The sequence below is a fragment of the Amycolatopsis sp. NPDC033938 genome (genome assembly GCF_055575975.1).
The window spans coordinates 178,723-189,151 of sequence record NZ_JBVIRO010000013.1; the positions used below are offsets into that span (position 1 = coordinate 178,723).

The 10,429-nt window shown below is 68.4% G+C and carries 13 protein-coding genes; 6 read left to right on the plus strand and 7 right to left on the minus strand.

What is annotated here, in order from left to right:
* Positions 1 to 57 precede the first annotated feature (57 nt).
* Entirely contained in the window at positions 58 to 1,143 is a 1,086-nt protein-coding gene (locus ACZ5ZX_RS28780) for a TetR/AcrR family transcriptional regulator (RefSeq protein ID WP_465505098.1), read from the plus strand.
* A 40-nt stretch (positions 1,144 to 1,183) separates the two neighbouring features.
* Here the strand turns inward: ACZ5ZX_RS28780 and ACZ5ZX_RS28785 are convergent, their stop codons facing one another.
* Positions 1,184 to 1,708, minus strand: a complete 525-nt coding sequence (locus ACZ5ZX_RS28785) for a GNAT family N-acetyltransferase (RefSeq protein ID WP_465505099.1) — start codon at positions 1,706 to 1,708, stop codon at positions 1,184 to 1,186.
* Between the two features lie 690 nt (positions 1,709 to 2,398).
* Here ACZ5ZX_RS28785 and ACZ5ZX_RS28790 point away from each other — a divergent pair.
* Together ACZ5ZX_RS28790 and ACZ5ZX_RS28795 are read left to right on the plus strand one after the other, a co-directional pair.
* Entirely contained in the window at positions 2,399 to 2,995 is a 597-nt protein-coding gene (locus tag ACZ5ZX_RS28790; protein ID WP_465505100.1) for a TetR/AcrR family transcriptional regulator, read from the plus strand.
* Between the two features lie 48 nt (positions 2,996 to 3,043).
* Positions 3,044 to 3,805 carry an SDR family NAD(P)-dependent oxidoreductase gene (locus ACZ5ZX_RS28795; protein WP_465505101.1) on the plus strand — a complete coding sequence of 254 codons (762 nt, stop codon included), beginning with the start codon at positions 3,044 to 3,046 and terminating at the stop codon, positions 3,803 to 3,805.
* A 3-nt stretch (positions 3,806 to 3,808) separates the two neighbouring features.
* Here the strand turns inward: ACZ5ZX_RS28795 and ACZ5ZX_RS28800 are convergent, their stop codons facing one another.
* From ACZ5ZX_RS28800 to ACZ5ZX_RS28825, 6 genes are read right to left on the minus strand one after another with little or no spacing between them, the layout of a single operon-like run.
* Positions 3,809 to 5,599: a thiamine pyrophosphate-requiring protein gene (locus tag ACZ5ZX_RS28800; RefSeq protein ID WP_465505102.1), complete on the minus strand. Its 1,791-nt coding sequence runs from the start codon at positions 5,597 to 5,599 to the stop codon at positions 3,809 to 3,811.
* Between the two features lie 29 nt (positions 5,600 to 5,628).
* A complete protein-coding gene (locus tag ACZ5ZX_RS28805; protein ID WP_465505103.1) occupies positions 5,629 to 6,132 on the minus strand; it encodes a hypothetical protein in 504 nt (167 codons plus the stop codon).
* Between the two features lie 13 nt (positions 6,133 to 6,145).
* Complete coding sequence (locus ACZ5ZX_RS28810; protein WP_465505104.1) at positions 6,146 to 7,441, minus strand: NAD(P)/FAD-dependent oxidoreductase; 1,296 nt, start codon at positions 7,439 to 7,441, stop codon at positions 6,146 to 6,148.
* Positions 7,442 to 7,456: 15 nt separating this feature from the next.
* Positions 7,457 to 7,723: a DUF4235 domain-containing protein gene (locus tag ACZ5ZX_RS28815; RefSeq protein WP_037306277.1), complete on the minus strand. Its 267-nt coding sequence runs from the start codon at positions 7,721 to 7,723 to the stop codon at positions 7,457 to 7,459.
* Positions 7,720 to 8,025, minus strand: a complete 306-nt coding sequence (locus tag ACZ5ZX_RS28820) for a DUF3618 domain-containing protein (RefSeq protein WP_465505105.1) — start codon at positions 8,023 to 8,025, stop codon at positions 7,720 to 7,722. The genes ACZ5ZX_RS28815 and ACZ5ZX_RS28820 overlap by 4 nt, the downstream gene beginning before the upstream one ends.
* Positions 8,022 to 8,435, minus strand: a complete 414-nt coding sequence (locus ACZ5ZX_RS28825) for a phage holin family protein (protein WP_465505106.1) — start codon at positions 8,433 to 8,435, stop codon at positions 8,022 to 8,024. Before ACZ5ZX_RS28825 ends, ACZ5ZX_RS28820 begins: the two co-directional genes overlap by 4 nt.
* Before the next feature lie 137 nt (positions 8,436 to 8,572).
* Between ACZ5ZX_RS28825 and ACZ5ZX_RS28830 the strand changes: the two genes are divergently transcribed.
* From ACZ5ZX_RS28830 to ACZ5ZX_RS28840, 3 genes are all read left to right on the plus strand, one after another.
* Positions 8,573 to 9,034, plus strand: coding sequence for an SRPBCC family protein (locus tag ACZ5ZX_RS28830; protein ID WP_465505107.1), 462 nt, complete (start codon positions 8,573 to 8,575; stop codon positions 9,032 to 9,034).
* A gap of 97 nt (positions 9,035 to 9,131) precedes the next feature.
* A complete protein-coding gene (locus ACZ5ZX_RS28835; RefSeq protein ID WP_465505108.1) occupies positions 9,132 to 9,596 on the plus strand; it encodes a hypothetical protein in 465 nt (154 codons plus the stop codon).
* A 30-nt stretch (positions 9,597 to 9,626) separates the two neighbouring features.
* Positions 9,627 to 9,956, plus strand: coding sequence for a DUF3140 domain-containing protein (locus ACZ5ZX_RS28840; RefSeq protein WP_465505109.1), 330 nt, complete (start codon positions 9,627 to 9,629; stop codon positions 9,954 to 9,956).
* The last annotated feature ends 473 nt before the right edge of the window (positions 9,957 to 10,429 follow it).

A 10,429-nucleotide genomic window follows, 5' to 3' on the forward strand; every position in this document is an offset into this window, starting at 1 on the left:
ATCATCTGAATGGTCAAGGTATCTTGATCCGGGTTCGAGGGCAACGACGGGAGGCCGATGGTCCGGCTCAGCAGGGCGGAGACGCAGGAGCGCAATCGCGCGAAGGTGCTGGCCGCCGCTCGCGACGAGTTCGCGGAGCGGGGCTTCCGGGACGCCAAGATCGACGTCATCGCCGAACGGGCGGAACTCACCCGCGGCGCGGTCTACTCGAACTTCCCCGGCAAACGCGCGCTGTACTTCGCCGTGCTGGCCGAACTGGCGGAGCGGTCCGCCGGCGCGCCGCACCCTGTGCCGGGCGAGACGCTCCAGGACGCGTTAGGCGCGCTGGCCAGGTCCAGGGTCGCCGCGCTTCCCCTGGACGACGAGCAGGCAGGCCTCGCGCGCGACCTGATGCCGGAGGTACTCGCGGACGAGCGGATCCGGCGGCCGTTCGCGCAGCTGATGAAGCTCAACGGGTTGCTGCTCGGGCTCGCGCTGGAGCGGCTCGATCCGCCGGAACGCCCGGCGGGCGCGCCGATCCCGCGTCGCGTCCGGCTCGCGGAGACCGTGCTGACCACCCTGCACGGCGCCGGTCAGCTGGCGGCCGCCGCGCCGGGGCTCGTCGAACCGTTCGACGTCGTGAGCGCCTGCGAACGGCTGGCGGGCCTGTCCCTCAACGACTGGTGGGCGCCGCCGGTGTTCTCGCCCACCGCGCAGGCGGCCGACCGGCCCTGGTCGCCGCCCGAGGCAGTGGACCTCGTGCGCGCCGAACCGTTCGTGCCCGCCGACGGCGTGGTCGTCGTCCTGGGTACGCACCGGCTGTCCGGCGCCGAGGAGGCCGTCCGGGCCAATGGCCACGACGTCACCGTGGTCGTCGCGACCAGTGAGCCCGACGAACTGGTCCCGCTGACCCGGCTGATCGTCGCGGAGGTGTGCGGTGGCCTGCGGCAGGCCTTTCCGGAGCGGGCTTGGCCGGGCGTACGCGTGGTGTGCGACGCGACCGGGACACTGGCGGCGGCCGCGGGGGTGCTCGCGGTCAGCGACGAGACCGAGGCCGCGGTCCGGGTCGAGCGGGGGCGGATCGTCGCCATCGCGGACGGGCGCGGCGCGGGACACGCCGTCTCGGTGACGGGCGATGTGTCCCGTGTGGACCATCAGGGCTAGGCACGCGAGTTACGCGTCTGAGCACGCGAGTTGCTCGCGGCTAGACGACGTCCGTATGCCGGATCCGGTACACCTGCAGGCGGAGCCCGTAGTACTTCTCGGTTTCCCCGACCCAGACCATCCCGAGCCGTTTCGCGGTCGCGATGGCGCGCACGTTGTTCGGCCGCGCGACGGCGAAGAGTTCGTCCGTGTCCTGCGTGAACGCCCAGCCGATCAGCGCGCGGGCGGCCTCGGAGGCGTATCCCTCGCCCCAGGCGTCCGGATGCAGCTGCCAGCTGATCTCCAGGTCCTCTTCGTACGGTGGCAGCAGATGGATGCCCAGCCCGCCGACGACCGCGCCGTCCTCCTTGCGCTGCACCGCCCATCGCCCGCGTGGCGGCACCAGATTGGGCTGCGCCTGTTGCCAGGCCTGCAAGACCGAGCGCATGGCCGCGGCGTCGGCCACCCGGTCCATCGCCGGGGTGAGCCAGCGCGTCACATCCGTGGTGCCGTAGATCGCCAGCGCGGCTTCGGCGTCGTCCTCGGACCAGTCACGGACGATGAGCCTTTCGGTGGTCAAGTCCATAACAGAACGCTACGCCGCCTTCCTCTCGAGTGGTAATGACGGTTATTGAGGGGTAAGGCACACGTGGCGTGATCGGCTGGCCTGGCGGCGGGCGGGTAGCTCCCTGCTGAGAGGGTCCTTCATGTACTTGGGGAGCGCGTGAAGGCCCCCTTCCCTCGGCTCAGCCGAGGGAAGGGGTCCTTCACGCGCAGCCGGTGTGACTGGTGCTGCTGCTGAGGCTCGCGATGGCCTTCCGGTCCGTGAAGGGCTCCTTCAGGGACCCTGAGTCCCTCAAGGAGCCCTTCACGGACCGGCCGCTACGGACGCACCCACGTAGGCACCTAAAACATCCTTGACCAGAACCCACGCAAACCGCCCAAGTCGGACACCGGTCTCCCGAAAACCGTCCCTTGTGGACGCTGGGAGCGCGGCATGGCTTCCGTCGGTGAGTCCGGCCCCGCGTCGGGATGCGCCACGTTTGCCTTACCCCTCAACAGAACCAAGGGTGTTTCGAATATCTGCGGGCGGGTGAGCGATAGCGGGCCGGGGTCGGGGATGTCCTCAGCGCCTCGCTGGCCACGATCGCAGCCTCAAGCGAGGCGCTCGCGACCCTCGGAGAAGGCTCGCCAGAACCGTCGTCGCCACTGACGAGACCCAGCCCACACCGCCGCTTATTTGACCGACTGTTCCATATAGGGCTAGTCTTCTCTCGTGTCCCGGGTGAAGGAATTCGACGTCGACGCGGCCTGCGACGCCGCGCTGGAACTGTTCTGGCGGCAGGGGTACGAGGCCACCTCGGTCAATGACCTCGTCGCCGCGCTGGGTATCGGCAAGGCGAGTCTCTACGCCACCTTCGGCACCAAGCACGAGCTGTACCTGACGGCGCTGAACCGCTACATCGCCCGGGGCAACGAGCGGTTCGTCGAGGACTTCGCCGGACCGGGGCCCGCGCTCGCGGGGGTGCGACGGCTCATCGAGCGCTATCTCGCCGAAATTCTCGACGAATCGGGACGCGACGGCTGTTTCGTGGTCAACGCCGCGATGGAGATGATGCCGAAGGACCCCGAGGTCGCGCGCGCGGTCGAGCGCAGCTGGGACGCGCTCGAACTGGCCTTGCGGATGGCGTTGAGCCGGGCGAAGGCGCAAGGCGAACTCGGCGCCGCCGCCGATCCGGAAGCGCTCGCCCGCTTTCTGCTCACCGTCCTGCAGGGCATGCGGGTGCTGAGCAAGGGGCCGGATCCGGCGCCGCGGGCCAAGGCGACGGCGAAGCAGGCTCTCGCGGTACTCGATGCCGCCCGCTCGCACTGATTTTTTCAGCCTGAATACTAGAACGATCGGACCAGAAAGTTGGGTACTGTGGGGAAGCGATTCAGCGGCAAGGTCGTCTTGGTCACCGGGGGAAGTTCCGGGATCGGCCGCGCCACGGCGGCGGCCTTCGCGCGCGAAGGTGCGCAGGTCGTCGTCTCCGGACGCGACAGCGAGAAACTGCGTCAAACGGTGAAGGAGATCGAGGCCGAGGGCGGCGCGGCCGACGCGGTGGTCGCCGACGTGGGTGTCGGCGCCGAAGTCGAGCACCTGGTCAGCGAAACCGTGCGGCGCCACGGAAAACTCGACATCGCGTTCAACAACGCAGGTGTCCTCGGCACTCCGGCGCCGACGGCCGATCTCGACGAAGACGGGTTCGACGCCGTCGTGCGCACCAACCTCACCGGGACCTGGCTGTCCATGAAGCACGAGATCGCGCGAATGCGGGCGGGCGGCGGCGGAGTGATCGTCAACATGGCGTCCAACATCGGCTCGCACAACCGCCTGCCGGGCATGGCCGCCTACGCCGCTTCGAAGGCCGCCGTAAGCGTGCTGACCCGCACCGCCGCCCGCGACCACATCGCCGAAGGGATCCGCATCAACGCCGTCAGCCCCGGCGCCACCGACACCGGAATGTCCTTCCGGCCCGGGGAGACCGAGGCCGACCGTGCCGAACGGCTCGGCGCGGTCATCCCGCTCGGCCGGATCGGCACGGTCGAGGAGATCGCCGCGGCGGTCCTCTGGCTGGCCTCCGACGAGTCCTCGTACGTCGTCGGGCACGACATCGTCCTCGACGGAGGCGTCACCGCCTGAGCGTCAGCGGCGCGAAGGCAGCAGTTCCTGCATCTTCGTCTTGATTCCCTGCGTCACGAGGTGCCAGGCGTCGGGCTCCCCCTTGAGGACGGCTTCGGTCATCGACTTGAGCTGGTCGAAGGTGGCGTGCGGCGGGATCGGCGGCACCTCGGGGTCGCAGCGGATGTCGAGCACCGTCGGCACATCGGCCGACAGCGCGACGTCCCACGCTTCCCCGAGCCGGGCGGGATCGTCGACGGCGATCCCGCCGAGGCCGACTTCGAGTGCGAAGTCCGAATAGGACACTTCCGGCAGGCTCTGCGAGGGTTCGAACTTGGGCGAGCCGCCCATGGCGCGGAGCTCCCAGGTGACCTGGTTCAGGTCGCCGTTGTGGAACACGCAGATGACGCACCGCTGATCCGCCCACAGTTCGCGATACCGGGCGATGGTCATCAGCTCGGCCATCCCGTTCATCTGCATCGCGCCGTCGCCGACCAGCGCGATCACCGGCCGGTCGGGATGGGCGAACTTCGCGCCGATCGCGTACGGGACGCCGGAGCCCATCGTCGCCAGCGTTCCGGACAGTGTGCCCCGCATCCGGCCGCGCATCCGCAGGTTCCTGGCGTACCAGTTGGTCGCCGAACCGGAATCCGCCGTGACGATGGCGTCTTCGGGGATCCGTTCGGACAGTTCGTGCACGATCCGCATCGGGTTGACCGGATCCGCCTCCAGCATCGCCTGGCGGGTCACGGTTTCCTGCCATTCGGCGGTGTTCTTCTCGATCTTCTCCCGCCAGCCGCGTTCGGTTTTGCGTTCCAGCACCGGGATCAGCTGCTGCAAGGTGCCCTTCGCGTCACCGAGCAGGTTGACCTCGGTCGGGTAACGCAACCCGAGGAACCGGGGGTCGATGTCGATCTGGACGGCGCGGGCCTGGCCGAATTCCGGCAGGAACTGCGCGTACGGCATGTTCGAACCGACGATCAGGAGCGTGTCGCAGTCCCGCATCATCTCGTAGGTGGGCCGCGTGCCGAGCAGGCCGATCGAGCCGGTGACATACGGCAGGTCGTCAGGCAGGACATCCTTGCCCAGCAACGCTTTCGCCACTCCGGCGCCGGTGAGTTCGGCGACCTCGCGCAACTCGGTGACGGCGTTGCGCGCGCCTTGCCCGATCAGGATCGCGACCTTTTCGCCCGCGTTCAGCACTTCCGCGGCCCGGGTGATCTCCTCGGTCGGCGGGATGACGCTGGCCCGCGGGTGATCCGGCGGGGAAGACGGCACGTGCTTGAACTCGTGCTGCGGTGGGTGGTAGGTCTCCTCCTGCAGATCCGCCGGGATGATCAGCGCCGTGGGCGCGCGCTGGGCCATGGCCGTGCGCAGGGCGCGATCGAGCGCGTTCGGCAGCTGTTCGGGAACGTTCACCTCGACGAGGTACTCGCTCGCGACGTCCTTGAACAACGCCTGGAGGTCCACCTCCTGCTGGTAACTGCCACCCATCGCGCTGCGCGCCGTCTGCCCGACGATCGCGACCACCGGAACGTGGTCGAGTTTGGCGTCGTACAGGCCGTTGAGCAGATGGATCGCGCCCGGGCCGGACGTCGCCATGCAGACGCCCGGCCTGCCGCTCAGCTTCGCGTATCCGACGGCCGCGAACGCGGCCATCTCCTCGTGGCGTGTCTGCACGAAGCGAGGTTTGTCACCCGCCGCGCCGAACGCGGTCACCAGCCCGTTGATCCCGTCGCCGGGATAGGCGAAGACCTGCTCGACGTCCCATTCGCGCAGCCTGGTCAGAACATGGTCGGCAACGGTTTCGCTCATGGGCGCCGGATACCGCCGCCGTCCGGCGGTTAAACGTCCTCGAGGAGCTTGGTGATCCCGGCGACGACATCCGGATGCCCGAGCGGCAGCGGCGGCGGAACCCGGTTGAACGGTTCGCCGGTGCTGTGCGGGAGCACGTCGACGGCGGTCCCCGCCGACCGCACGCGCTCGGCCAGTTCGGAGGTCTCGTCCGGTACGGGATCGACGAGCAGCACGTGGCCGACCGTGCGGGGGTGCCGTTCCGCCAGCCGCAGCGCGTCTCCGGCCGCCTCGCCGCTCGCCACGAGGTCGATCGGCGGACCGCCGGGCTCCGCGTCGCCGACCACGTCCTCGGCCTGGGTCAACGCGCCGTCCACCGGCAGACGGCACCAGATGACCTGACGCTGGGCCGTGAGCGGCCGCCAGGTCGCCGGGAGTTCACCGTTCTTGCCTTCGCCCGCGGGGTCGAGGACGACGAGTTTCGCCGCCACGTTCCCACCATCGGTGACGACCGAGGGGCCATCGGCGCGGACGGGATCGGGTTCGCCGGACATGGTCACCTTTCCTCTAACACCTGGTACGGGGAAGTTCCGGCGAATCGGTGTCCAACGGCACCGAGCCCGACCGGACAAGTCCTAATTGGACGGTTTGCCGTTTGCCCACCGCTTCCAGCGCCCAGTCGGTGGCGGTCCGCAGCCGGTTGCCCGGCATGGCGAGCAGATGGTAGCCGCGGGTGACCGCCTTGGCCGCGAGACCGGAAAGCGGGATGTGCAAAGGATTCGCCGCCGCCTGGTGGGCGCCGAGGTCGACGACGAAGCCGAGATCGTGGTGCCGGTAGGTGCCGTGCGAACCGTGCCCCAGTGACGCGGCCACGTTCCGTCCGGCGAGTTTCCCTTGCCGTTCGGCGTGCTGTGCCGTCATCGGGGTGTATTCGCCCGGCCGGGTCAGATCCGGGACGGCGGCCGCGTCGCCGCAGGCGTAGACGTCCCGCCGTCCGGGGACGTTCAGCTGTGCGGTGACGACCAGCCTGCCCTTGGCCGTCTTGAGGCCCAGGTCCTCGATCAGCGGATCCGGGCGGACACCGACACACCAGACGAGGGTGCGGGTCGGCACGGATTCGCCGGAGGTCAGCGTGACGCCCTTTTCGTCGGCGTTGTCGACGGACGTCTTCATCAGCACCTCGACCCCGCGTGCCCGCAGCACCTCGTCGGCGGTCGTGCCGAGCCGCCGGTCGAGTTCCGGCAGGACGCGTTCGGCCACGTCCAGCAGCAGCCACCGGATCTTCTGGCCTTCGAGTTCGGGATGCCGCGCGGCGAGCGCGGCGGTGAAGGCCGGACCCTGCGCGGCGACCTCGGTCCCGGTGTACCCGGCGCCGACCACGACGAACGTGCACCGCGCGTCCCGTTCGGCCGGATCCGTCGCGGAGGCGGCGAGTTCGATCTGCCGCGTGACGTGATCACGAAGATAGAGCGCCTCGGGAAGACCGCGGAAGCCGTGGGCGTACTCGGGCACACCGGGGATCGGCAGCAGTTTGTTGACGCTGCCCGCGGCGAGCACGAGCCTGTCGTACCCGATGTGGTGTTCGCGGTCCTCGGGGTCGGTATAGCTCACGGTGCGGCCGTCGAAGTCGACCGACGTAGCGGTGCCGAGCACCAGGCGCACGCCGCGAAGGGTGCCGGGGATGGACACCGAGATCCGCCGGGGTTCGAGGATTCCGGCGGCGACTTCGGGCAGCAGGGGGAGATAGAGGAAGTAATCGGTCGGGTTCAGCACGACGATCTCGGTGTCGTCGCCGACCGATTTGAGCAGGGTTTTGGCGGCGTTGTAGCCGGCGAAACCGCCGCCGATGATCACTACGCGCATCGTCACCCTTCCGGGTCAGTCCTTGGTGGGCCAGTCACCGGTCGCCTTGCGGTAGCCGACCGCGCCCGCTCGTTCCGTGGCCGCCTTCACCGCGCCGAAGATCGCGCCCTGCGCGGCGGCCGCGACGATCACCTGGGTCCAGGTGAAGTCCCGGTCCATGGCGTCCGGCGCGTCTTCGTCACCGCTGACGCGTTTCCAGATCTGCTTGAACGCGGCGCCGGCGAGGATCCCGCCAAGGGCGCTGATGACCATGTTCATCGGTTTGTAGAGGACCTTGTTCACGACGAAGACCTCTTTCGCATGATCAGCCGGATCGTCACGAGGAGCGCGAGGGCTCCGGCGAAGATCGGCAGCGGGTTGGCGCGGACGACTTCGGTGCCCTGACGGAACTTGTCCGCGGCAGGCTCCGAAACTTTTTCGGCGATCTTTTCGCTGGCCTGGTCGACCTTGGCGTCCAGGTTTTCGTTGACCCTGGCCTTCACGTCGAGTTTCTGGCCCAGCGCGTCGAGGGTTTCGGTGAGTTCCTCGCGGGTCACGTCGCGATCGGCGCGGGCTTCTTCGGCGTTCTTGGGAAAATCACTCATGAGCGCACTCCCTGCTTGACGGTGTCGACATCCTTGCGGACGCCTTCGATGGCCTCTTCCGGCATCGGCGGGGTCGCGCTCGCGACCTCCTTGCGGCCGACGATGGCCGAGATCCCGCCGATCAGCAGCAGCGCCGCGCCGGTCACCACGGCCGCCAGCCACGCGGGCATGACGAGGGCGAGTGCCAGCACCACCGCGGCGATCAGGGTCGCCAGGCCGAACAGGGCGAAGACACCGGCCGCGCCGAACAGCCCGGCGCCGAGTCCGAATCGCTTTCCTTTGCCCTGCAACTCGAAGACGGCCAGCCGCATCTCGTCGCGGACCAGGTGCTTGACCTCGTCGCTCAGGTCGGAGACCAGTTCGCCGACCGATTTGTCGGCCGATGGCTTCCGGTGGGTTTCTTCGATCATGGAGCACCTCCTCGGAGCGTTCTGCCCGGCGGGTACCCGGGAGTACGGGTGGTCAATCACGGCGAGTTTCGGCCCGAGGAACGCCGGGTAGCCGAGAGAGTGCCGGCTCGAAAAGCACCCAACCGACAGGAGGATGCATGAGCACGATCACCGAAATGGTGGACGTCGACGTACCGGTCAAGACCGCGTACAACCAGTGGACTCAGTTCGAGTCCTTCCCGAATTTCATGGAGGGCGTCGAGGAGATCCGTCAAATCGACGCGACCCACACCCACTGGGTGACCAAGTTCGGTGGTGTGAGCCGGGAATTCGACGCGACCATCACCGAACAGCATCCCGACGAGCGCGTCGCGTGGACGTCGGACTCCGGTCCGGACCACGCGGGCGTCATCACCTTCCATCGCCTGGACGACAACAAGACGCGTGTCACGGCACAGATGGAGATCGACCCCGAGGGCTTCGCCGAGAACGTCGCCGACAAACTCGGCGTCCTCGACCGCCGGGTCAAGGGCGACATGAAGCGGTTCAAGGAGTACATCGAGAGCCGCGGTCACGAGTCCGGCGCCTGGCGCGGCGACGTCGATCGCCCCGGCAGCTGACCCCACTCTGGGACTCCCGCCTGGAAAACCGCGTTTTCCAGGCGGGAGTCCCGGGTATCTCAGTGGGTGAGGTCCTCTACGAAGGGAGCGTCCCGGCATGACTACCAACGCATACGTAGCCTTCCTCGTCATCGGGGTGGCGCTGGTCATGCTCGACGGCCTGATCATCTACCAGAGCGGTAAGCGCTACCTGCGAGGTTCGCACGGCGATCCGGCTGCCGGGGCGTCCATGACCTGGCTCGTCACGGTGTTGTTCCACCTCGCGACACTGGGTGTGCTGGCGTTGCTGTCGACCGTCGACATCGGCGGCAGTGACCTGCCGGGTGTGGTGGGCAGGCTCGGTGTGCTGTTGCTGGTACTGGCCATCGCCCACGCGATCACGCTCAGCGTGCTTTCCCGGATCCGCGGTGAGCAGGAAGCCGAAGCGGTGATCAACCGACCCAGGCAGCGTGTCGAGCCCGAACAGCAGGGGACCACGGTCGCCCCGGTTCCCGGGCAGGAAGGGCGTTTCCCGACGGCCAGCCCCTCGATCGAGCAGCACGCGCCGTACACGACGCCGTAGGAAAACCGAGTGCTGGCAGGAGGTTTCGCCATGCACGAGATCGAAGACGAACTGTGGGACGAGTTCCATCGCGTGGTCAACATGACCTCGCGGGAACTGGCCGACTGGCTGCGCACGCGGTCGGCGGAGCCCGAGGACGAAGCGCTGCCGGATCAGGCGGGAACGCCGACCGGGCGGCATGTGCTGAGCATTCTCGGCAAGCGTAGGACCGACCTCACCGCCGAGGACGAGCGCGTGATGCGCTCGGTCGTCCGGCGGGTCGAGGACGAACGTCGCGACGACCTCGAACCCGTCGCGGGCGAGGCGCACTGGCGGCACAAGCTGATGTCGCTGGGGCACGATCCGCTGAAACCCGCCTGACGGCTGTCTTCCCTCCGTCCGTGAAGGCCTCCTTCCCTACTCTCAAGGTAGGGAAGGAGGCCTTCACGGACTTTTGGCTGGAGGCTGCCGGTGAGGGTGGGCTGAGTTGGTCGTGAGTGGCGGTTCGGGTGCTGGCCAATGCTGGCGTGAGGTACCCACGGTGGGTGGGTCCGGACGGCCGTCACGAGCCTCAGCGGCACCACCGGTCACAACGGCTGCGCGTGAAGGACCCCTTCCCTCGGCTCAGCCGAGGGAAGGGGTCCTTCACGTCCTCCCCAGTACATGTAATGACCCCAGGTGGAAGGAAAAGGGGCCATCATGGACTTCCCGGCGAGTCAGGCGTCGGTACAGGTGGTGGGGGGTGGGGGGGGGGGGGGGTGGGGGGGGGTGGGGCCGGCCGCCCAAAGAACCCCCGCAAACCCGAAGACACACCACTTACAACCCCCGGGGGGGACGGGGGGGGGGGGTGGGCG

Excerpts from the sequence above, each read along its gene's own strand:
- ACZ5ZX_RS28840 (WP_465505109.1), top strand. The coding sequence starts at position 9,627 with ATGCACGAGATCGAAGACGAACTGTGGGACGAGTTCCATCGCGTGGTC.
- ACZ5ZX_RS28830 (WP_465505107.1), top strand. The coding sequence starts at position 8,573 with ATGAGCACGATCACCGAAATGGTGGACGTCGACGTACCGGTCAAGACC.
- ACZ5ZX_RS28800 (WP_465505102.1), bottom strand. The coding sequence starts at position 5,599 with ATGAGCGAAACCGTTGCCGACCATGTTCTGACCAGGCTGCGCGAATGG.
- ACZ5ZX_RS28780 (WP_465505098.1), top strand. The coding sequence starts at position 58 with ATGGTCCGGCTCAGCAGGGCGGAGACGCAGGAGCGCAATCGCGCGAAG.
- ACZ5ZX_RS28835 (WP_465505108.1), top strand. The coding sequence starts at position 9,132 with ATGACTACCAACGCATACGTAGCCTTCCTCGTCATCGGGGTGGCGCTG.
- ACZ5ZX_RS28805 (WP_465505103.1), bottom strand. The coding sequence starts at position 6,132 with ATGTCCGGCGAACCCGATCCCGTCCGCGCCGATGGCCCCTCGGTCGTC.
- ACZ5ZX_RS28820 (WP_465505105.1), bottom strand. The coding sequence starts at position 8,025 with ATGAGTGATTTTCCCAAGAACGCCGAAGAAGCCCGCGCCGATCGCGAC.
- ACZ5ZX_RS28785 (WP_465505099.1), bottom strand. The coding sequence starts at position 1,708 with ATGGACTTGACCACCGAAAGGCTCATCGTCCGTGACTGGTCCGAGGAC.
- ACZ5ZX_RS28825 (WP_465505106.1), bottom strand. The coding sequence starts at position 8,435 with ATGATCGAAGAAACCCACCGGAAGCCATCGGCCGACAAATCGGTCGGC.
- ACZ5ZX_RS28810 (WP_465505104.1), bottom strand. The coding sequence starts at position 7,441 with ATGCGCGTAGTGATCATCGGCGGCGGTTTCGCCGGCTACAACGCCGCC.